Origin of the sequence: Streptomyces sp. LUP47B, from assembly GCF_001746295.1 — a bacterium.
Lineage (GTDB): Bacteria > Actinomycetota > Actinomycetes > Streptomycetales > Streptomycetaceae > Streptomyces.
Genome location: NZ_MJAH01000005.1, coordinates 137,225 through 157,777, shown reverse-complemented (window position 1 = coordinate 157,777; position 20,553 = coordinate 137,225). Strand labels below are relative to the sequence as shown.

Below are 20,553 nucleotides of genomic sequence, written 5' to 3'. Positions count from 1 at the left end.
CGAAGGGAGTTCACTCCATGCGCACCCGCATCGCGCGTCTCGTCACCGTCCTCGCCGCCCTGCTCGCGGTACTCGCCGCCCCCGCCGTCACGGCGGCCCCGGCACAGGCGGCGGACACCTGGAACCCGCCCGCAGGCCTCGTGCAACCGCTGGGCGAGGTGTGGAACCACGTCGAGTCGACCTACCCCGACCTCTACGGCTTCCGCAACTACGGCTGGGACCAGGTCGTCGCCAACAGGGGAAGCGTCAACTACTGCGTCCGCTGGGAGTCCGACGCCCCCGTCAGTGCCGCCCTGCGGGACCAGGTCCACGCGGCGCTGAAGAAGCAGTTCGGCAAGTGGATGGCGGCCATGCTCGACAACGGCACCGGCACCAACGCCTGGCCGTACACCACCGTGCCCGTCAACGTCGTCGGCTGGGCGGTGAAGAACCGCTCGACCCTCCAGTGGACGGACAACTCGGTCGACATCTACGCCGGGAACCTGGACTCCGGCGGCGCCCCGCAGTGCGCTCCCGACTGCGGCCGCTTCTTCCACCAGGACGGCAACTACTCGAAGTGCCCCGGCGGTGCGACCCGTCACTACGACCAGTCGCTCTGGCTCACCAAGGGCTTCCAGGGCGGCGCCGGCGGGGACTGGGGCCAGCGCGTCGGTCAGGAGTACTTCACCGGCGCCCTCGCCCAGGAGGACATCCACATCTATCTCCACGAAGTCGGCCACACCTTCGGGCTCGACGACTTCTACGACTGGACCCCGACCGGTCAGTGCTGCTTCCTGATGAACGCGGGCAGCGCCACCCGGATCACCGACTTCGACAAGTGGATGCTGCGTGATTTCTGGCGCCACCTGAAGAGTCGGTACGGCTACTGAGTGGAAGGGGATTGACGCGGCCCGGAGTGGCTGTCAGAGTTTTGACTACGTAGTCATCGATCCGTGGCGCAAGTGTGCGGACTTTCGTGACTACGTAGTCAAACTTCTACGGCGAGGAGCGCGCACATGGCGGCCACCGGACCCGGACGTCCGCGGCGGGGCCCCGGCATGACCGAGGTCGCGCGGGCCGCCGGTGTCTCGCAGAAGACCGTGTCGCGGGTCGTCAACGGCGAACCGCACGTCAGCCCGGAGGTACGCGACCGCGTGCTCCGGGCCGTACAGGAGCTGGGGTACCGCCCGAACAACGCGGCGCGCGCCCTGCTCCTCGGCCGCTACCGGCGGATCGGCGTCGTCTCCCTCGGCAGCGCGCTCTACGGCCCCTCCACCCTGCTCCTCGCCCTGGAACGAGCCATGCACCGCGCGGGCTACTCCTTCACCCTGGCCGGAACCCTGGAGGGACAGCCGGTCCAGGTCGCCGTGGAGGCACTGCTGGAACAGGGGGTGGACGGGATCGTCCTGTCCGAGCCCATCGACGACGGCGCCCCGCTCCGGATCGGCGCGGACGTGCCGGTGGTCAGCCTCGGCGAAGGCGTCGAGGTCGGCCAGGGAAAGAGTGCCGTCGTGGGCGCCGACGGGCTCGTGGCCGCCCGGACCGCCACCGAACACCTGCTGTCCCTGGGCCACCGCACGGTCTGGCACATCCCGGGACCGCACGACTGGTGGGCCGCGCGTGACCGCGTGCGCGGCTGGCGGGAGGCCCTCGCCGCCGCCGGTGCCCCCGAGCCCCCGCTGCCGGTCGAGGGCGACTGGAGCCCGGCCTCCGGGTACGCGGCCGGACGCCGGCTGGCGGGGCTCTCCGATGTCACCGCCGTGTTCGCCGCCAACGACGACATGGCGATCGGGGCGCTCCGGGCGTTCGCCGAGGCGGGCCGGTCCGTCCCCGGCGACGTGAGCGTCGTCGGCTTCGACGACATCCCCGCGGCCGCCTATCTCTCTCCGCCCCTGACCACCGTCCGCCAGGACTTCACCGCGGTCGCCGACCGGGCCGTCGACGTGCTCATCGCCATGATCGAGGGCGGCCCGGCACCGGCCGAACGCACCGACATCCCCGTCGAGTTGACCGTACGGGCCTCCAGCGGCCCGGTACGCGAACCCGCACCACCCCTGCGCTGAACCGTCGGCGCGACGGCCCGCGGCACCCCCTGCCGCGGGCCCGCTCCGCCCTGCCCGCGAGTGCCGCCCGGGACGGCCGCACCCGCGCTCCCCGTAGCCGCACCACGTGAGGAGTCACGTGTGTTCCCCGCATCCCCGACCCGCCGCACCCTGCTGCGTGGCGCCCTCGGCCTCGGCACCGCCGCCGCCCTCACCGCCTGCGGAGACGGCGGCACCACCGCCCGCACCTCCGGAGACGTGACCCTCTCCCTGTGGACCCACGACCCCGGATACGAGGACTTCTTCCGCAAGGGCATACCGGCGGCCGACCGGCTCACCGACTTCCGCTACCACCTCGACGTCACCCGCGCCGGACCCGGCGACCTGGTCACCAAGCTGCTCGCCCAGGCCGTCGCCGGACGCGGCACCCCCGACGCGATCGGCTTCGAGATCGGCAGCTTCCCGCGGATGCTGCGCGGTGACATCGCCCCGCGGCTGCTGCGCGACCTGACCCCCGACATCGCCGCCGTCCCCGGCCTGAAGGACGACCTGCTCCCCGCCCGCCTCGCCCCCTACAGCAAGGACGGCAGGCCCTACGCCCTCGACTCGGACACCCCGATGGTCGTCCAGCGCCAGCAGTTCGGCTACGCGGCCGCCGCCGTCGTGCTGTTCGTCCTGGTCTTCGGCCTCAGCCAGCTCTTCAACCGGCTCCTCGGCATCGGGAGGGCATCCGCATGACGCGCACGCGCATACCCCTCTACGCTCGTCCTGCTGCTCCTGGCCTTCCTGGCCCCGCTGCTGTGGGCGCTGAGCGGTTCCTTCAAGCCGCGCGGCGACATCTTCGCCTACCCGCCCCGGCTGCTGCCCGACCCGTTCACCCTCGACAACTACCAGCGCCTGCTGTCCGGGCAGCCGTTCTGGCGCTGGTTCCTGATGAGCACGGTCGTCGCCCTCGTCGCCACCACCGTGTCCGTGTTCGTCTGCGCCCTGGCCGGCTACGGCTTCGCCAAGTTCCGCTTCGCCGGCCGACGTCTGCTGTTCGGCGTGATGTTCAGCTCGCTGTCGGTCCCCTTCGCGGTGATCCTGGTGCCGTTGTTCGTGATCCTCGTCAAGACCGACCTCGGCAGCCCCTGGTTCGCGCTGATCGTGCCGTGGGTGGCGCCCGCGTTCGGAATCTTCATGATGCAGCAGTACATCGTGCAGTCCGTCCCTGACTCCGTCCTCGAGGCCGCCAGGATCGACGGGGCGAGCGAGTTCGGCCTCTTCCGCACCATCGTGCTGACCCTGCTGCGGCCCTCGCTGGGCGCGCTCGCCGTCTGGCAGTTCCTGCAGAGCTACAACAGCTTCCTGTGGCCGCTGGTGCTGGTCTCCGACAGTTCCCAGTACACCCTGCCGCTCGGCCTGCAGACCCTGTTCGTGTCCGAGCAACGGCAGTACGACCTCGTGCTCGCCGGAGCCGTCATCGCCGTGGTGCCCGCGGTCGCTCTGTTCGTGGTGCTGCGCAAACAGCTCCTCGAAGGCCTGTCCACGGGTGCCGTCAAAGGCTGACCCGTCAACAACCGTATTGGAGAAGGATGTTCGAGCTTCCACCCCGGGTTCTGTTCGGCGCCGCCTACTACCACGAGTACCAGCCGTACGAACGGCTGAAGGACGACCTCGACCTGATGGCCGAGGCGCGCTTCACGGTGATCCGGGTCGGCGAGTCCGTGTGGTCCACCTGGGAACCGGAGAACGGCCGCTTCGACCTCGACTGGCTCCAGCCCGTCCTGGACGGCGCTCACGAACGGGGCATCTCGGTGATCCTCGGGACACCGACCTACGCCGTACCGCCGTGGCTGGCCCGCCAGTACCCGGAGATCGCGGGGGAGTCACGCACGGGTGAGCGCATCGGCTGGGGTGCCCGGCAGGAGGTCGACTTCACCCACCCGGCGTTCCGCTTCCACGCCGAACGGGTCATCCGGAAGATCGTCGCCCGGTACGCCGACCATCCCGCCGTGATCGGCTACCAGGTCGACAACGAACCCGGCCCCCATCTCCTGCACAACCACGGCGTGTTCCAGCGCTTCACCGACGAACTCCGCGCGCAGTACGGCGATGTGGAGACCCTCAACCGCGAATGGGGCCTGGTCTACTGGTCGCACCGGCTCTCCACCTGGGCCGACCTGTGGACCCCCGACGGCAACGCCCAGCCCCAGTACGACCTGGCCTGGCGGCGCTTCCAGGCCCGCCTCGTCACCGAGTTCATCACCTGGCAGGCGGACATCGTCCGCGAGTACACCCGCCCCGGCCAGTTCGTCACCACCTGCATCTCCTACGACCGCCAGGGCGTCGAGGACGACAAGCTCACCGAACGGCTGGACGTCACCGCGGGCAACCCGTACTACACGATGCAGGACGCCCTCGAACTGCCCGACCCCGGCGTCGACGGACAGGACTGGACGACCAACGGCACCTGGGCGCTGTATCGCACCGCCGACCGCATGTACTCCTCCCGCCAGGAACCGTTCCTGGTCACGGAGACCAACGCCCAGGCCATCAGCTACCCGTGGAACAACCGTCCCGCCTATGACGGCCAATGGCGCCAGGCCGCCTGGGCGTTGATCTCCCGCGGTGCCTCGATGATCGAGTACTGGCACTGGCACACCCTGCACTTCGGCACCGAGACCTACTGGGGCGGCATCCTCCCGCACAACGGCCGACCCGGCCGCGTCTACCGTGAACTCGCCACGCTGGGCGCGGAGTTGGAGAAGGCGGGCGACCTCGCGGCGGCCCTCACCCCGGACGCCGACGTCGCCTTCCTGTACGACGGCCCCAGCAAGTGGGCGCTCCAGGCGCAGCCGCCCCTCGCCCTGGCGGACGGGGGTGCGAACGGGCGGTCGTACGAGACGGTCTTCGACGCCTTCTACCGGGGCGCCTTCGACGCGGGGCTCCAGACCCGCATCCTCCACCCCGGGCAGCTCTCGACGGCCGCCCTGCCCGAGGTCCTCGTCGCCCCCGCCTTCTACGCCGCCGACGACGAGACCCTCGACCGCCTCAAGGCCTACGCCGAGGCGGGCGGGCACCTGATCGTCGGCCCCCGCACCGGCTACGCCGACACCGAGGCGCGGGCCCGCACCGAAGCGCAGCCCGGAAGGCTGGCGGAGGCGGCCGGGGTGACGTACGACGAGTTCAGCAACCTGGGCGCCCCGCTGCCGGTCACCGGCACGGAAAGCCTCACCGTGCCGCCCGGAGCGTGTGCCCTGCACTGGGCCGACGGTCTCCGGCCGCAGGGCGCCGAGGAGCTGGCGACCTACGACCACCCCCACTTCGGGCGCTGGCCGGCGGCCACGACACACCGTCATGGCGCGGGCCGCATCAGCTACGTGGGTACGGTCCCCGACCCCGCCTTCGCCCGGGCCGTGTTCGAGTGGGCAGCCCCGGGCGCCTGGCGCCCGGACCGGCCGAGCGTCACCGCGACCTCGGCCACCGCCCGCGACGGCCGCCGGGTCCGCTTCCTGCACAACTGGTCGTGGGAGGCGGTGTCGGTCGCCGTGCCGATGTCCCTGCGGGACGCTCTCACGGACGAGGTGTACTCGCAGGCCGTGCCCCTGGGGCCCTGGGACGTGAAGATCCTCACGGAGGACGCGATGAAGGAGTAGCGCCGCTAGCTTCTCCCGACCAGGCTCTGCGTGCCCAGCACCGAGATCAGCCGGAGCTTCTCGGCGGCCTCGGTGCCCGGCTCGGCCGAGTACACGAGGATGTGCAGGTCGTTCTCCTCCACCCGGAGCAGGTCGCAGTCGAGCGTGAGCGTGCCGACCTGCGGGTGCTCGACCGTCTTGCGTGATCCGGCGAGACGGCCCACCACCCCCGCGTCCCACAGTTCGGCGAACCGCTCGCTCCTCGTACGCAACTCCGCCACGAGTGCCTGGAGTTGGCGGTCGGCGGGATAGCGGGCGGTGGTCGCGCGCAGTTCGGCGACCATGCCCGCCTCGAAGTCACGCCGTTCCTCCGGCGTGTGCCGCACCCGGCTCGGCATGCCCGTGAAGTTGCGCCACACACCGTTGCGTTCGAAGCCGCGCAGGACCGACGGATCGCCCATCAGAGCCGCGTACACCGGGTTGGCGAGCAGCAGCGTCATGGCCGCGTCGGAGACCGCGACGGGGGTGTCGACCAGCCGGTCCAGCAGCCGCTGCACGCTGGGCGTGATGAACCCGGGCACGACATCCGGTCCCGGTGGCACCAGTTCCGCGAGGCCGAAGAGGTACGTCCGCTCGTCCCCCGAGAGCCGCAGTGCCCGGGCCAACGCCTCGACGACCTGCACGGACGGGTTGGCCGCCCGGCCCTGTTCGAGACGCGTCACGTAGTCGACCGAGATGCCGGCCAGCAGGGCCAGCTCCTCGCGCCGCAGCCCGGCAGCCCGCCGATGACCCCCGGAGGGCAGCCCGGCCGCGTCCGGAGGCACCCGGTCGCGCCAGCGCCGCAGCGCCTGTCCCAGTTCTGTCACCGCCATGCTCCTCAGTGAACACCGTCGGCCCCGGATGTGCCTGGTACCGCCAGTCCCAGGAAGAAGGGTCTTCTGGCTGACCGGACCTCGGCGCAGCAAGCTGGACGGCATGACGACAACACTCATCACCGGAGCGAACAAGGGCCTCGGCTTCGAGACCGCCCGCCGACTCATCGCCGCAGGCCACACCGTCTACGTCGGCGCCCGTGACGCCCAGCGCGGCCGCCGCGCCGCCGAAGAGCTCGGCGCGCGGTTCGTCCAGCTCGACGTCACCGACGACGCCTCCGTCGAGGCCGCGGCCAAGACCCTGGACGCCGCGGGCGGCCTCGACGTCCTGATCAACAACGCCGGTATGGAGACCCGCACCGAGGACAACAGCGTGCCGGTCGCGGCGACCGTGACCGCCGACCAGATGCGCACCACCTTCGAGACGAACGTCTTCGGTGTGGTCCGCGTCCTGCACGCCTTCCTTCCGCTGCTCCAGCGTTCGGCCGCGCCCGTCGTGGTCAACGTCAGCAGCGGCCTGGCCTCGCTGACCCATCTCTCCGACCCGGACCACCCCGCGCACTTCTACCCGGGCATCGCCTACCCGACGTCCAAGACCGCGGTCAACATGCTCACCGTGCAGTTCGCGAAGGCCTTCCCGGCCATGCGGATCAACTCCGTGGAGCCCGGATTCACCAAGACCGACCTGAACGGCAACACGGGCACGCAGACCGTGGAGGAGGGCGCCGAGATCATCGTCCGCATGGCGCAGGTCGGCCCGGACGGCCCGACCGGCGGCTTCTTCGACGTCAAGGGACCGCTGCCCTGGTGACCCGGGCAGCCGTCCAACAGACTCAGCCCTTGCGGGTGTTGATCTCCTCGGTGAGGGCGGGGACGACGTCGAAGAGGTCGCCGACGACGCCGTAGTCGACGAGGTCGAAGATCGGGGCCTCGGCGTCCTTGTTGACCGCCACGATGGTCTTGGAGGTCTGCATGCCGGCGCGGTGCTGGATGGCGCCGGAGATGCCGTTGGCGATGTACAGCTGCGGTGAGACGCTCTTGCCGGTCTGGCCGACCTGGTTGGTGTGCGGGTACCAGCCCGCGTCCACCGCGGCCCGGGAGGCGCCGACGGCCGCGCCGAGGGAGTCGGCCAGGGCCTCGATGATCGCGAAGTTCTCGGAGCCGTTGACGCCGCGGCCGCCGGAGACCACGATCGCGGCCTCGGTCAGCTCCGGACGCCCGGTCGACTCGCGCGGGGTACGGCCGGTGACCTTGGTGCCGGTGGCCTGCGCGGAGAACGTCACGCTCAGCTCCGAGACCGCGGGGGTGGCCGGGGCGGCCTCGACGGCGGCGGAGTTGGGCTTGACGGTGATGACGGGGGTGCCCTTGGAGACGCGGGACTTGGTGGTGAAGGAGGCGGCGAACACCGACTGGGTGGCCACCGGGCCGGTGTCGCCGGCTTCCAGGTCGACGGCGTCGGTGATGATGCCGGAGCCGATGCGCAGCGCGAGGCGGGCGGCGATCTCCTTGCCCTCGGCGGAGGACGGCACCAGCACGGCGGCCGGGGAGACGGCCTCGACGGCCGCCTGCAGGGCGTCGACCTTGGGGACGACCAGGTAGTCGGCGTACTCGGAGGCGTCGTGGGTCAGGACACGCACGGCGCCGTGCTCGCCCAGCACGGCGGCGGTGTCACCGGCACCGGCACCCAGCGCGACGGCGACCGGCTCGCCGACGCGGCGGGCCAGGGTCAGCAGCTCCAGGGTGGGCTTGCGGACGGCACCGTCCACGTGATCGACATAGACGAGAACTTCAGCCATGGGAAAGCAACTCCTGTTGACTTAGATGAACTTCTGGCTTGCGAGGAACTCGGCGAGCTGCTTGCCGCCCTCGCCCTCGTCCTTGACGATCGTGCCCGCGGTGCGGGCGGGACGCTGGGCTGCGGAGTCGACCGTGGTGTAGGAGCCCTCCAGGCCGACCTGCTCGGCCTCCAGGTCCAGGTCGGACAGGTCCCAGGACTGAACCGGCTTCTTCTTCGCCGCCATGATGCCCTTGAAGGACGGGTAACGCGCCTCGCCCGACTGGTCGGTCACCGAGACGACGGCCGGCAGCGAGGCCTCCAGCTGCTCGGAGGCGGCATCACCGTCGCGGCGGCCCTTGACCGTGCCGTCCTCGACCGAGACCTCGGACAGCAGCGTCACCTGCGGCACACCCAGACGCTCGGCCAGCAGCGCCGGGACCACACCCATCGTGCCGTCGGTGGAGGCCATACCGGAGATCACCAGGTCGTAGCCGGCCTTCTCGATCGCCTTGGCCAGCACCAGCGAGGTGCCCAGGGCGTCGGTGCCGTGCAGGTCCTCGTCCTCCACGTGGATCGCCTTGTCGGCGCCCATCGACAGCGCCTTGCGCAGCGCGTCCTTGGCATCCTCGGGGCCCACGGTGACCACAGTGACTTCGGCATCGTCCGCTGCTTCGGCGATCTGCAGGGCCTGCTCGACGGCGTACTCATCGAGTTCGGAGAGCAGACCGTCCACGTCGTCCCGGTCGACGGTCAGGTCATCGGCGAAGTGCCGGTCGCCGGTGGCGTCGGGCACGTACTTCACAGTGACAATGATCCTCAAGCTCAAGGTCTTCTCCTGGTTCTTGCGGGTGGGAAGGCATCAGCGTCCGCTGCGCCGCAGCCGTACGCGATACGAGTAGTGCTCGGGCAGGAAGTGACTGACGGCCAGCTCCACGAGCCGTCCGGCCGCCGACTGGTAGACCCGGTCGATGCGCAGCAGCGCACGGCCCGGTTCGCACCCGAGGTGTCCGGCGATCCCGGCGTCGGCCGCCGCGACCGTGATGCTCTGCTCGGCTTCGGCGATCGGCTCCGGCAGCCGCTCGTCGAGCAGTCCGATGACGGTGGTGGCACCGGCGGTGCCGGGCTCGGCCAGTTCCGGGACCGACTCCAGCAGCCGGCCGACCTCCGGCGGCAGGAACACTGAGGTGTGGCAGAACGCGGTGTCCTCGTGCAGCCGTAGGAAAGAGACCTTGTGCACCTGGTCGCTGTGCAGGCCCAGCCGTCCCGCCGCGTCGACGTCGACCCGTCGGCACAGGGGGGTGACGACCTGCATGCGGGTGTCGATGGACAGGCCCATCAGATCGTCCACCGAGCCGAACTGACGCAGGTACTGCTCCTCGCGGGTGGTGGCGAAGGTGCCCCGGCCCGGCACCCGGTGCACCAGCCCTTCGGCGACGAGGTCCTGGAACGCCCGCCGTACGGTCTGGCGGCTGATCCCGAACCGGTCGGCCAGCTCGGCCTCGGTCGGCAGCCGCACCCCTTCCGGGAAGTCCTGGCGCAGGATCGAAGTCCGCAACTCCCGTGCCAGCCGCAGGTAGATGCTGTCGCGCTGAGTCTGCTCAGCCATCGAGACCACCCCGCGCCACCAACTGGGCCGCGATCACGTTGCGTTGGATCTCGTTGGTTCCCTCGCCAACGATCATCAGCGGTGCGTCCCGGAAGTACCGTTCGACGTCGAACTCGGTGGAGTATCCGTAACCACCGTGAATCCGTACGGCGTTGAGCGCGAGCTCCATCGCCGTCTCCGACGCGAACAGCTTGGCCATGCCGGCCTCCATGTCGACCCGGCGTCCGGCGTCGGCCTCCCGGGCCGCGTACAGCACGAGTTGGCGGGCGGCCGTCAGCTTCGTCGCCATGTCGGCGAGGTAGGTGCCGATAGCCTGGTGGCGCCAGATCGGCTTGCCGAAGCTCTCGCGCTCCTGGGCGTAGCGCAGCGAGTCCTCCAGCGCGGCCCGCCCCACGCCCAGGGCACGGGCGGCCACTTGGAGCCGTCCGGTCTCCAGCCCCTTCATCATCTGGGCGAAGCCGCGTCCCTCCGTGCCGCCCAACAGGGCGTCGACGGGGGCCCGGTAACCCTCGAAGCTCAACTCGCAGCTCTCCACGCCCTTGTAGCCGAGCTTGGGCAGGTCACGGGAGACGACAAGGCCGGGACCATGTTCGGCGAGCAGCACGGAGATGCCCGTGTGGCGCGGTTCGGCCAGCGGGTCGGTTTTGCAGAGAAGGGCGATCAAACCGGAGCGGCGGGAGTTGGTGATCCAGGTCTTCGCCCCGTCGACGACGTACTCGTCGCCCTCGCGGCGGGCGACAGTGGTGATCGACTGGAGATCGCTGCCGACACTCGGCTCGGTCAGCGCCATGGTGGCGCGCAGCTCTCCGGTGGCCATCCTGGGCAGGCAGCGGTTCTTCTGCTCCTCGGTCCCGAAGTGGAGGAGCAGCTTGGCGACGACGGTGTGCCCGCCCATCGCCCCGGCCAGGCTCATCCAGCCGCGCGCGAGCTCCTCGGTGACCAGGACGAAGCAGGGCGTGGAGACGGGGTTGCCGCCGTACTCCTCGGGGATCGCCAGGCCGTAGACGCCGAGTTCCTTCATCCTCTCGATGAGATGCTCGGGGTAGGTGTCGCTGTGCTCCAACTCCCGGACGACGGGCCGAACTTCCCTGTCGACGAACTCGCGCACGGTCCGTACGACGAGACGCTCGTCGTCGGAGAGGATGTCCTGAACGCCCATCGCTCGTGCCTCCTCCGGTCCAGGCCTCAGACGACCGCGTCGGCACGCAGCGCCGCGATGTCGTCGCCGGTACGGCCGAGCTCCGTGAGGATCGCCTCGGTGTGCTCGCCCACCGCCGGGACCGGGTCCATACGGGCGGGCAGTCCCGCGAGGTCGGCCGGGGGCAGCAGCGCCTCCACCGTGGCCCCACCGGGAACGGCGACCTCGTGCCAGCGGCCGCGGGCGGCCAGGACCGGATGGTCGAGGAACGCGGCGACGTCATTCACCCCGGCACACGCGATGCCGATGTCCTCCAGATCCTTCAGGACCTCTGCGGCATCGGAGCACGCGATCCGCTCCGCGACCACGGCGTTGAGTTCCTCGCGGTGGGCGACCCGGGCGGAGCCGGTGGCGAAGCGCGGATCCTCGGCCAGCTCGGGCCGCCGTAGGAAGTGCGCACAGAGGGCGAGCCACTCGCGTTCGTTCTGGATGGAGAAGAGCACGTCCTTGCCGTCGGCGGCGGTGAAGGCGCCGTACGGGGCGATGGTGGCGTGCTGGGTTCCCAGACGCGGCGGCTGGCTTCCGCCGTAACGCGTGTAATTGGCCGGCTGGCTCATCCACTCGGCCAGTGCCTCGAACAGGGACACCTCCACCGGGTGGACCCTGCCGGTGGTGGCCCGGGTGTACAGGGCGGTGAGGACGCCGCTGTAGGCGTACATCCCGGCCGCGATGTCGGCGACCGAGATCCCGACCCGCGCGGTCTCCTCGGCGGTCCCGGTCAGCGACACCAGGCCCGTCTGGCACTGCACGAGCAGGTCGTACGACTTGCGGTCGGCCCACGGCCCGTCGGTGCCGTATCCGGAGATCGTGCACGGGATCAGCCGCGGCCGGCGCTCGGCGAGGACGTCCACGCCCAGGCCCAGCCGGCCGGCCGCGCCCGGAGCCAGGTTCTGTACGAACACGTCTGCGCCGTCGAGGAGTTGGCGCAGGATCTCGAGGCCGCGCGGGTCCTTGAGGTCCAGCGTGAGCGACTCCTTGGACCGGTTGAGCCACACGAAGTAGCTGGAGTGGCCGTGCACGGTCGTGTCGTAGCGGCGGGCGAAGTCACCCTCGCCCGGCCGCTCCACCTTGATCACCCTGGCGCCGAGGTCGGCGAGTTGACGGGTGGCGTAGGGCGCGGCCACGGCCTGCTCCAGGCTGACCACCGTGACCCCGGACAGGGGAAGCTGCGGCACGCTCATGGGGCCTTTTGTACGGCCAAATCCAAGAGGGTGTCAACGACCGTCGCAGCGTCACGACCTGTGCTCTTCGCCACCACGGGACTGTCGGCTAGATCACCCACGCCGCTTTGTACGGCCCTTCGGGCGCCCGCCGCTCAGTTCTGGCGGCCCGGATGGCACAGGACCAGGACCGCGCGTGCGACGAGCTCACCCGCCCCGCCGAGCTCCTGTCGGTAGCGGTCCGTTATGTCCCGTACGGCCTCCACGAAACCGGGGTCGACGGCGCGGGCCCGGGCCGGGGCGGGGAGTTCCTGAGCCATCTCGCGTCGGCGCGCGAGCAGCGCGATGATCTCCTCGTCGAGACGCTCCAGCCGAGTGAGTGAGATGTCCTCGCCCGGTGCGGTGGCCTGGTTCGTCGTCACGCTGAATCTCCGTTCGTCTGCGAGATACGCGGCGCTTTGCTTCACCGCTGGTCCTTGAAGACCTTGCCCGTGGCGGTCAGCGGCAATTCCTCCCGGAGGCGGACGGTCCTCGCGCCTTCAGCCGTGCGCATCGGGCAGGGCGCGGCTGATGCCGTGTGCCCCCTCCGTCCGGCAGCCGGTGTCGACCGGCGGTGGCGCGCCCTGCCGGAACCCGTGAGGTGCAGGGGGCCGTGGACGACCGGCTCGGTGTCCGGCAGGGGTCGGTCGCGGTCAGCGTCATGCGCAGTCCGGACTGCCCGGCGCCGCCGGTTCCTTCCATCAGCCGGTGTCGACCGGCACTGGCACCCGCCGGAAACCGTGAGGCGCAGGGGGCCGTGGACGACCGGATCGGTGTCCCGCAGGGATCGGTCGCTGTCAGCGCCATCCGCAGTCCGGACTGCCCGGCGCCGCCGGTTCCTTCCATCAGCCGGTGTCGACCGGCACTGGCACCCGCCGGAAACCGTGAGGCGCAGGGAGCTGCGGACGACGGATCGGTGTCCCGCAGGGGTCGGTCGGGGTCACGGCGGCGGGTGTCTTGCCGGGCATCGTCGCGATGGCCTCGGACGAGGCGTCACCTCGGTGAACGGCGTTCCAGTCAGGCCGGGACGCGGTGGGCTTCGAGAGCTCGTACGAGGGGGGCGAGTTCGGGGTTGGTGGCTGCCTGGTCGAGGGCTTCGCGGAGGGCCCTCTCGTTGGTGGGGCGGGCTTGTTCGAGGAGGGTGCGGCCGGCGTCGGTGACGTCGGTGTAGATGCCGCGGCGGTCGGTGGGGCAGAGGTAGCGGGAGAGCAGGCCGCGGTCCTCGAGGCGGGTCACCAGGCGGGTGGTGGCGCTCTGGCTGAGGACGACGGCGTCGGCGACCTGCTTCATCTGCAGATGCCCGCCCTCGCCGTCGTGCTGGCGGCCCAGGACGTCGAGCAGGGAGTACTCGCGCACGCTGAGGTCGTGTCCGGCCTGCAGGGCGCGCTCGATGTGGGCCTCGATCCGTCCGTGCAGCAGGGAGAGCGCGCACCAGCCCTGGGCGAGGGCGGTCAGTGCGGGGTCTGTGGCGGTCATGGGGCCTGCTTCCTCCGTCCCGGTACGGGTACGTCCAGGATATTGCATCGCCGAAACTTCCAGCGTCTGCTTCTATAGTGCGCGCGCAACTATCAGCGCCCCCACCGGCACCCGCACCCGCAGAGAGCGACTCCGATGACGACCCGGCCCTCCACCACGACCCTCTGGCGCCCGACCGGCCCGAAGGAGCTGGACCTGGTCCGGGAGCTCGACTGGCGTGCCTGGCCGCCGAGGCTGCCCGAGCAGCCGATCTTCTACCCGGTCCTCAACGAGGACTACGCGATCAGGATCGCCAGGGACTGGAACGTCAAGCACGACGGCGCCGGCTTCGTGACCCGCTTCGAGGTCGAGTCGGACTTCCTGAGCCGCTATCCCGTCCAGCAGGCGGGTGGCCGCACGATCCTCGAACTGTGGGTCCCGGCCGAGGAGCTCGACGAGTTCAACGCGCACATCGTCGGCGTGATCGAGGTCGTGCACGAGTTCCGCTGACCCTCCGCCCTCCCGCTACGACCGTGCCAAGTGCCGCATGGTCAGGGCCAGTTGTAGTCGCAGTCGCCCCTGAGGTGTGCGCAACGGCCAGCCCAGCAGATGCTCCGCGTGGGACAGCCGGTCCTGGAGCGTGGAGTGATGGACGTTGATCTCGGCGGCAGCCGCACGCAGGCTCGCCGTCGAGACCACGGCGTGCAACGTACCGAGCAGCCAGGGCGCGGCCGCCCCCGCCGCCTCCAGCGCCTGGACGTCCGGCGGCGGGTCGGCGCCCGGCGCGACGAGGTCGGCCAGGAGCGCGACGCCGCCCAGCTCGTCGGCGTACACGATCTTCGGTCCAGGATCCTGAGCCGTGCCCTCGGCGGTGAACCGCAGCGCGGTACGGGCGTCCGCGCAGGACTGCGGCAGTTCGAGCACGGGCACGGCGGGCCCCACCCCGACCCGCCCCGCGGGCAGTACGGAGTCCGCCCGCCCGGCAATGATCCGGGGCCGTCCGTCGAGCGGGGCCAGCGCACGCGCGGACGCCGCGGGGTCCAGCCCGAGCCCACGTGCCGCGTGCAGCCGGGCGGCCTCGGGGGCCGTGGCGTCCAGCACGGTCTCGACCAGCGCCGGATCATCGACGGGCGCGCGTCCCCGCGTACGGTCCAGCACGAGCCGTACGGCCCCCGCGGCCCGCTCCAGGATCACCGCGTCGACCACACTGGGCGCCGCCGCGGCCCGCTCCAGCCACAGAGCGGCGACCCCGCCGGGCGCGAGCGCGGTCGTGGGCCAGCCGGGGTCCGGCGGCGCCCCGGAGTCCCGGCGCGTCCCGTCGGCCTCGACCCGAACCCGCACCCGCCGCTCGACGTCGACCAGGCGGGCGGGCACCCCGGCCAGTACGGCGGCCCCCCGCACCAACGCCTCCAGCCCCGCGCGAGCCTCGGACAGCCGATCGAAGTAGGCGATGACCCGGACGGCGGCACCGGCGTCCGGATCCAGCGCGGTGAGACGCCCGGCCAGCTCTTTCATACGCCCATGGTGCGCCATCGGGGACGCGGAGCGCCCCCACGGGACGCGGGACTGTGACATGGCTGGCCGCGCGCTCACGTGGCGGAGCCACACGTCCCTACGTGGCGGAGCGATACGTTCCTACGTGGCGGAGCGATACGTTCCTACGTGGCGGAGCGATACGTCCCTACGTGGCGGAGCGATACGTCCCCACGTGGCGGAGCCACACGTCCCCACGTGGCGGAGCGATACGTCCCCGCATGGCGGAGCCACATCGCAGCCGCCCGACGTCCGCCCGTGGCGCTTCCTCCCGTGCCTCCCCACGCGCCTCCACCCGCCCCCCTAACTGCCCAGCAACCTCCGCAGCCACGCCAGATGTGCCGCCCGCGCCGCCTGGGACAACGCCGCCTGCGGAGCGAAGCCGTCGAACCCGTGGAAGCCTCCCGGCCACACATGCAGCTCCGCCACCCCGCCCGCCTGCCAGATCCGCGAGGCGTAGGCGACGACCTCGTCCCGGAACGTCTCCGCCGACCCCACGTCGAGGAAGGCCGGCGGCAGTCCCGACAGGTCCTCGGCCCGGGCCGGAGCCGCGTACGCCGGAACGTCGGGACCGCCCCGCAGTTCACCCAGCAACGCGGTCCAGCCCGTCTCGTTGGCCGTCCGGTCCCAGACGCCCAGCCCCGCCATCTGATACGTCGAGGGACTGTCATTGCGGTCGTCCAGCATCGGACACATCAGCAGCTGCCCCAGCGGACGCGGCCCCTTGCGGTCCCGGGTGAGCAGCGCCAGCGCCGCCGACAGCCCGCCACCCGCGCTCGCACCGGCGATCACGATCCGCTCGGGGTCACCGCCCAGCTCTTCGGCGTGCTCGGAGGTCCACACGAGCCCGGCGTAGACGTCCTCGACCGGCGCCGGATGCGGATGTTCGGGCGCCAGCCGGTACTCCACCGACACCACCACCGCGTCCAGTTCCTTCGCCCAGGCCAGCGGACCGTCCACCCCGACCCGGTTGGTGCCGAGGACCATGCCGCCGCCGTGCACGTGGTAGATCACCGGACGTCCGGTGCCCGCGGTCGCCGGACCGGTGGGACGGCAGATCAGCAGTGAGATCTCGGGGGCGCCCGCAGATCCCGGCACCGAACGGTCCTCCACCTCGAAGAACCCGTCCAGCGTCAGATCCAGGTCGGCCAGCATCTCGATGCCCGGTCCCTGGCGCACGACGTCGATCTCGTCGACGGTGAAACCGGGCGAGATCACGTCCTTGATCAGATCCAGGGCGGCACTGAGCTCGGGATCGAACGGGGGCGGCACATGGGTCATGGCTTCTCCTCACGCGGGGCGCGGCGGCTCGTGACGTCATGATCCGGGCAACGACGTCCGTCCTGGACGCCGCCGTACGGCGGAACCTGCCCGCCGTACGGCGGGTGGTGAGCGGCGGGATTCCGCCATGTTCTGGTGCGACCTGCGGTTCCTTGCCAAGTGAGAGGCGCGGTGACCGGAGCAACGCGCACGTCCCACCCTTGACTTCGAGAGCGCTCCAGGCTCTAGCGTCGTCCCGGTCGGCGAAAGTCCCGTGAACGGAGACGGACATGCGCGTGGGCGTGCACATCAACCGGTTCAACCACCCCGCCGGCGCACCGGCTCTCGGTGCCGAGCTCGCCGCCGCGGGTGCCGCGGCGGAGGCGGCCGGCGTGAGCTGGCTGTCGGTGATGGACCACTACTTCCAGATGGAGTTCAACGGCGGCGCCGAGGACCCCATGCTGGAGGCCTACACGACCCTGAGCTTCCTCGCGGCCCACACCGAGACCGTCCAGCTCGGCGCGCTCGTGACCGGAGTGACGTACCGCCACCCCGGACTGCTGGCCAAGATCGCGACCACGCTCGACGTGCTCTCCGGCGGCCGGGCCACCCTCGGCATCGGAGCCGCCTGGTACGACCGGGAGCACGAAGGGCTCGGCGTGCCGTTCCCGCCCCTCGCGGAGCGCTTCGAGCGGCTGGAGGAGACCCTGCGGATCTGTCTCCAGATGTGGGACCCGGCGGCGAACGGCCCCTTCGAGGGCACCCACTACCGGCTCGCCGAGACCCTGTGCGTACCGGCCCCGGTCAGCAGCCCGCACCCCGAGATCATGATCGGCGGCAGCGGCGAGAAGAAGACCCTCCGCCTGGTGGCCCGTTACGGCGACGCCTGCAACCTCTTCGCCACCTCGCCGGAGGAGGTCACGCACAAGCTCGACGTGCTGCGCGGCCACTGCGACACCGAGGGGCGGGACTACGACGAGATCCGCAAGACCGTCGCCTACACGGGCGACCCGGCCACCGAGGGCGACCTGGAAGCCTTCACCTGGGACATCACCGGCTACGGCAAGCTCGGCATCGACACAGTCATCCTCGCCCCCCGCGTCGGCGCCCCCGCGGAGTGGATCGAAAGCTTCGTCGCACCGGCCGTGGAGCGGCTCGCGGAACTGGACTAGGGGCTGCAGGGCGGAGGAGGGAGCCCAGGGCTCGGGTCCCCGCCGGGGGAGTGCGCATCAGACGCTGCGAAGTCGGCATGGCCGGACCGGCTCTAACCCGCCCGCGCGGCGGTGGGCCGGCTGCGGGAGACGACACGCGTCCCGCGGCCGTCGGTCACGCGGACCTGCAGCGAGCCGCACGCGCAGCGGGTCCACAGGGTCCCGCCCGTCGCCGTGCCGTGCCGGGACACCACCTGGAAGGGCTCGGCGCCGTCCGGCCAGCCGCAGTGCGGGCAGACGGCGCGGATCGTGCTGGTCATGGTGACTCCTCGTACCTCGTGGCTGTTACGGCCGTCGCGACACAGCCCAGAGTGCAGCGGAGTCTTCGTTCACGTCCAGGTTGACTTACTGGACCCGACCTTGAAGCGTGGGCTTCATGATTGACCTGCGCCGACTCCACGTCCTGAGGGCGGTCGCCCACTACGGCACAGTCACCGCGGCCGCCCGCGCCCTGCACTTCACCCCGTCGGCCGCCTCCCAGCAGATCCGCCAGCTCGCCCGCGACCTGGGCGTCGACCTCCTCGAACCCCAGGGCCGCGGGATCCGCCTCACCCCGGCCGCCGAGAGCCTGCTCGCGCACGCCGACGCCATCCAGGCGCGTTGGGACCAGGCCGAACTCGATCTGCGCGCCGACCACAGCGAGCCCGCCGGACCGCTCAGGGTGGGCGGATTCCCGGTGGCCGTGTCCGTGCTGCTCGCCCCGATGGCGGTTCGGCTGCGCGAGCTGTATCCCCGGCTGACCGTCGGCATCCAGGAGTCGGGCGTGACGGAGAGCTTCGACCTGCTCTTCGAGGGGGAGATCGACCTGGCGGTCGTGGAGGCGACCCCGTACAACCCGCCCATGAGCGACGTCCGCTACGACCAACAGCCCTTGCTGGACGACCCGTTCGACCTGGTCGTCCCCGCGGACCACCCCCTCGCCGGACGCGAGCGCGCCGACCTCGCGGACGCGGCGCACGAGGACTGGATCGCTCCGGTTCCGGCGAGCCCCTGCAGCCCGCACGTGCTGTCGGCGTGCGGCGCGGCCGGCTTCACCCCGAGCGTGGTCCATCACGCCCTGGACTGGAACGTCACCGCTCACCTGGTGGCCCACCGGCTGGGCGTCGCCCTGATCCCCCGCCTGGCCCACCTGACCCCCCACCTGCCGATCGCAAGGGTGCGCTGCGGAGGCAACCCCCACCGAAAGCTGCTCACCTGCACCCGCGGCGGAGCGCACGAACGCCCGGCGATCGCGGCGGCGTTGGGAGCTCTACGGGAACTGGCTCCTACGGCAGTGGCTTGATGCGGCGCGCTCCCGAAGGGGCGCGGGGCTGTGTCGACATGCGGCTCCGCCGCGTGGGCGCGACCAGCCCCCACCGGGCCCGCGGACAACGAGCAAGCGGGGCCGGAGTACCAAGACTCCAGCCCCTCAAGAAATGCCGCTCCGCTGCCCCAGGCGTCAGGCGGCGGCGACCTCACCCGCGTTGCTGTGCAGCTGCGCGACGACCTCGGCCAGCTGCGCGGCGACCTCGGCGTCGTCGGCCGGGTGCGTCTCGGCGAAGCGCACCAGCGAACCCGGGATGGACAGCTTGACGTCCTCGAGCACCTTGCCGCCGGCGATGCCCACGGACTTGCGGGTCTCGTCCTGCGCCCACACGCCGCCGAACTGACCGAACGCGGTACCGACCACGGCGACCGGCTTGCCGCCGAAGGCGCCGGCGCCGTACGGACGCGACAGCCAGTCGATCGCGTTCTTCAGCACGGCCGGGATGGTGCCGTTGTACTCGGGGGAGAAGAACAGGAACGCGTCGGAGGCCTGCGCGGCCTCACGCAGCTTGGCGGCAGCCGCGGGGACGGCGCCCTCGACGTCGATGTCCTCGTTGTAGAAGGGGATCTCGCCGAGGCCCTCGAAGAGCACGATCTCCGCGCCCTCGGGGGCGTGCTTGACGGCCGCCTCGGCGAGCTGGCGGTTGTGCGAACCGGCGCGAAGGCTTCCGACGAGCGCGAGAATGCGAACAGACATGCGAACTCCAAGGGAGGGATGAAACATTGCCGTAATGATGCGGACCGGGGTCCGTTTAAAGTTGTACCTCGTAAACCGGACCTCGGTCCAGTTTTCTTCCCGCTGCTTTACGCTTATTTCATGTCCGCCGTCCTGCCACCGCTGCCGCCACTGCCGACGCCCCCTGATCCCAGTGGGGAACCCGAGCTGCTCCAACTCGGCCTCCGCGAGGACGAGCCCTGCCTTCGCGCCGACGCCGCACGCAACCGGGCCCGGCTCCTGGAGGCGGCCACTCGCCTGGTCGCGGAGCACGGGGCGGCCGGGGTCACGATGGAGGCGGTGGCCGCGGCCGCGTCGGTCGGCAAGGGCACCGTCTTCCGTCGGTTCGGCGACCGCACCGGCCTGCTGACGGCCCTGCTCGACCACTCCGAGCGCAACTTCCAGGCGGCCTTCCTCAGTGGCCCCGCCCCGCTCGGGCCCGGCGCACCGCCCGCCGACCGGCTGCGTGCCTTCGGCCACGCCCTCCTGCGCCGGTCCGGCGACGAGATGGACCTGATGCTGGCCGCCGAGCCGAGCCCGGAGCGCCGCTTCACCCCCGCGCCCCGCCGGGTGCACCACAGCCATGTGACCCTGCTGCTGCGCCAGGCACGCCCGGAAGCGGACTCCGAACTGCTCGCCCAGGCCCTGATGGGCTACCTCGATCCCGCCACCATCCACCACCTCACCCGGAGGTGCGGAATGTCGCTGGAGCGCCTGGAGAGGGGCTGGGACGACCTCGTCGCCCGGCTCACCTGCACCGATCCGCCGCCGTGAGGTCGGGCCG

22 protein-coding genes are annotated in these 20,553 nt (G+C 71.2%); 10 read left to right on the top strand and 12 right to left on the bottom strand.

Going from position 1 to position 20,553, the window contains the following annotated elements; all coding sequences use genetic code 11:
- The first annotated feature begins 17 nt into the window (after positions 1 to 17).
- The 5 genes from BFN33_RS16895 (at position 18) to BFN33_RS16875 (ending at position 5,659) form a co-directional block, all read left to right on the top strand.
- Positions 18 to 869 carry a hypothetical protein gene (locus tag BFN33_RS16895; protein WP_069760886.1) on the top strand — a complete coding sequence of 284 codons (852 nt, stop codon included), beginning with the start codon at positions 18 to 20 and terminating at the stop codon, positions 867 to 869.
- Between the two features lie 126 nt (positions 870 to 995).
- A complete protein-coding gene (locus BFN33_RS16890; RefSeq protein ID WP_256122772.1) occupies positions 996 to 2,042 on the top strand; it encodes a LacI family DNA-binding transcriptional regulator in 1,047 nt (348 codons plus the stop codon).
- Positions 2,043 to 2,162: 120 nt separating this feature from the next.
- Complete coding sequence (locus tag BFN33_RS16885; protein ID WP_256122771.1) at positions 2,163 to 2,759, top strand: hypothetical protein; 597 nt, start codon at positions 2,163 to 2,165, stop codon at positions 2,757 to 2,759.
- A 195-nt stretch (positions 2,760 to 2,954) separates the two neighbouring features.
- Positions 2,955 to 3,569, top strand: coding sequence for a carbohydrate ABC transporter permease (locus tag BFN33_RS16880; RefSeq protein WP_256122770.1), 615 nt, complete (start codon positions 2,955 to 2,957; stop codon positions 3,567 to 3,569).
- 26 nt (positions 3,570 to 3,595) lie between these two features.
- Positions 3,596 to 5,659 (top strand): beta-galactosidase, encoded by a 2,064-nt coding sequence (locus tag BFN33_RS16875; RefSeq protein ID WP_069760884.1) that lies wholly within the window; start codon positions 3,596 to 3,598, stop codon positions 5,657 to 5,659.
- A gap of 5 nt (positions 5,660 to 5,664) precedes the next feature.
- Here BFN33_RS16875 and BFN33_RS16870 read toward each other — a convergent pair whose 3' ends face one another.
- A complete protein-coding gene (locus tag BFN33_RS16870) occupies positions 5,665 to 6,510 on the bottom strand; it encodes a helix-turn-helix transcriptional regulator (RefSeq protein WP_069760883.1) in 846 nt (281 codons plus the stop codon).
- Positions 6,511 to 6,613: 103 nt separating this feature from the next.
- On the opposite strand from BFN33_RS16870, the gene BFN33_RS16865 reads away from it, so the two are divergent.
- Positions 6,614 to 7,321 carry an SDR family oxidoreductase gene (locus BFN33_RS16865; protein WP_069760882.1) on the top strand — a complete coding sequence of 236 codons (708 nt, stop codon included), beginning with the start codon at positions 6,614 to 6,616 and terminating at the stop codon, positions 7,319 to 7,321.
- Between the two features lie 22 nt (positions 7,322 to 7,343).
- Here BFN33_RS16865 and BFN33_RS16860 read toward each other — a convergent pair whose 3' ends face one another.
- The 7 genes from BFN33_RS16860 to BFN33_RS16830 all read right to left on the bottom strand — a co-directional run bounded on the left by BFN33_RS16860 (position 7,344) and on the right by BFN33_RS16830 (position 13,766).
- Entirely contained in the window at positions 7,344 to 8,306 is a 963-nt protein-coding gene (locus BFN33_RS16860; protein ID WP_069760881.1) for an electron transfer flavoprotein subunit alpha/FixB family protein, read from the bottom strand.
- A 21-nt stretch (positions 8,307 to 8,327) separates the two neighbouring features.
- The gene (locus BFN33_RS16855) at positions 8,328 to 9,113 is read right to left on the bottom strand and encodes an electron transfer flavoprotein subunit beta/FixA family protein (RefSeq protein WP_069760880.1); all 786 of its coding nucleotides are present in this window, start codon (positions 9,111 to 9,113) and stop codon (positions 8,328 to 8,330) included.
- Positions 9,114 to 9,146: 33 nt separating this feature from the next.
- Positions 9,147 to 9,893, bottom strand: a complete 747-nt coding sequence (locus tag BFN33_RS16850; protein ID WP_069760879.1) for a GntR family transcriptional regulator — start codon at positions 9,891 to 9,893, stop codon at positions 9,147 to 9,149.
- Entirely contained in the window at positions 9,886 to 11,052 is a 1,167-nt protein-coding gene (locus BFN33_RS16845; RefSeq protein ID WP_069760878.1) for an acyl-CoA dehydrogenase family protein, read from the bottom strand. Before BFN33_RS16845 ends, BFN33_RS16850 begins: the two co-directional genes overlap by 8 nt.
- A 26-nt stretch (positions 11,053 to 11,078) precedes the next feature.
- Positions 11,079 to 12,272 (bottom strand): CaiB/BaiF CoA-transferase family protein, encoded by a 1,194-nt coding sequence (locus tag BFN33_RS16840; RefSeq protein ID WP_069760877.1) that lies wholly within the window; start codon positions 12,270 to 12,272, stop codon positions 11,079 to 11,081.
- 134 nt (positions 12,273 to 12,406) lie between these two features.
- On the bottom strand, positions 12,407 to 12,673 hold the full coding sequence (locus BFN33_RS16835; protein WP_069761127.1) for a hypothetical protein: 267 nt from the start codon (positions 12,671 to 12,673) through the stop codon (positions 12,407 to 12,409).
- Between the two features lie 634 nt (positions 12,674 to 13,307).
- Positions 13,308 to 13,766 carry a MarR family winged helix-turn-helix transcriptional regulator gene (locus BFN33_RS16830; protein ID WP_069760876.1) on the bottom strand — a complete coding sequence of 153 codons (459 nt, stop codon included), beginning with the start codon at positions 13,764 to 13,766 and terminating at the stop codon, positions 13,308 to 13,310.
- Between the two features lie 135 nt (positions 13,767 to 13,901).
- Between BFN33_RS16830 and BFN33_RS16825 the strand changes: the two genes are divergently transcribed.
- A complete protein-coding gene (locus BFN33_RS16825; RefSeq protein ID WP_057618086.1) occupies positions 13,902 to 14,255 on the top strand; it encodes a hypothetical protein in 354 nt (117 codons plus the stop codon).
- A gap of 15 nt (positions 14,256 to 14,270) precedes the next feature.
- Here the strand turns inward: BFN33_RS16825 and BFN33_RS16820 are convergent, their stop codons facing one another.
- Positions 14,271 to 15,260 carry a helix-turn-helix domain-containing protein gene (locus BFN33_RS16820; protein WP_069760875.1) on the bottom strand — a complete coding sequence of 330 codons (990 nt, stop codon included), beginning with the start codon at positions 15,258 to 15,260 and terminating at the stop codon, positions 14,271 to 14,273.
- A 321-nt stretch (positions 15,261 to 15,581) separates the two neighbouring features.
- Entirely contained in the window at positions 15,582 to 16,559 is a 978-nt protein-coding gene (locus tag BFN33_RS16815; protein ID WP_069760874.1) for an alpha/beta hydrolase, read from the bottom strand.
- A 269-nt stretch (positions 16,560 to 16,828) separates the two neighbouring features.
- Here BFN33_RS16815 and BFN33_RS16810 point away from each other — a divergent pair, with 269 nt between their 5' ends.
- The gene (locus tag BFN33_RS16810) at positions 16,829 to 17,710 is read left to right on the top strand and encodes an LLM class F420-dependent oxidoreductase (RefSeq protein WP_069760873.1); all 882 of its coding nucleotides are present in this window, start codon (positions 16,829 to 16,831) and stop codon (positions 17,708 to 17,710) included.
- A 92-nt stretch (positions 17,711 to 17,802) separates the two neighbouring features.
- Here BFN33_RS16810 and BFN33_RS16805 read toward each other — a convergent pair whose 3' ends face one another.
- Positions 17,803 to 18,009: a hypothetical protein gene (locus BFN33_RS16805; RefSeq protein WP_069760872.1), complete on the bottom strand. Its 207-nt coding sequence runs from the start codon at positions 18,007 to 18,009 to the stop codon at positions 17,803 to 17,805.
- Between the two features lie 116 nt (positions 18,010 to 18,125).
- Between BFN33_RS16805 and BFN33_RS16800 the strand changes: the two genes are divergently transcribed.
- Positions 18,126 to 19,031: a LysR family transcriptional regulator gene (locus tag BFN33_RS16800; protein ID WP_069761126.1), complete on the top strand. Its 906-nt coding sequence runs from the start codon at positions 18,126 to 18,128 to the stop codon at positions 19,029 to 19,031.
- Between the two features lie 156 nt (positions 19,032 to 19,187).
- Here BFN33_RS16800 and BFN33_RS16795 read toward each other — a convergent pair whose 3' ends face one another.
- Complete coding sequence (locus BFN33_RS16795) at positions 19,188 to 19,751, bottom strand: NAD(P)H-dependent oxidoreductase (RefSeq protein WP_069760871.1); 564 nt, start codon at positions 19,749 to 19,751, stop codon at positions 19,188 to 19,190.
- Positions 19,752 to 19,871: 120 nt separating this feature from the next.
- On the opposite strand from BFN33_RS16795, the gene BFN33_RS16790 reads away from it, so the two are divergent.
- Positions 19,872 to 20,543 (top strand): TetR/AcrR family transcriptional regulator, encoded by a 672-nt coding sequence (locus BFN33_RS16790; RefSeq protein ID WP_088245346.1) that lies wholly within the window; start codon positions 19,872 to 19,874, stop codon positions 20,541 to 20,543.
- The last annotated feature ends 10 nt before the right edge of the window (positions 20,544 to 20,553 follow it).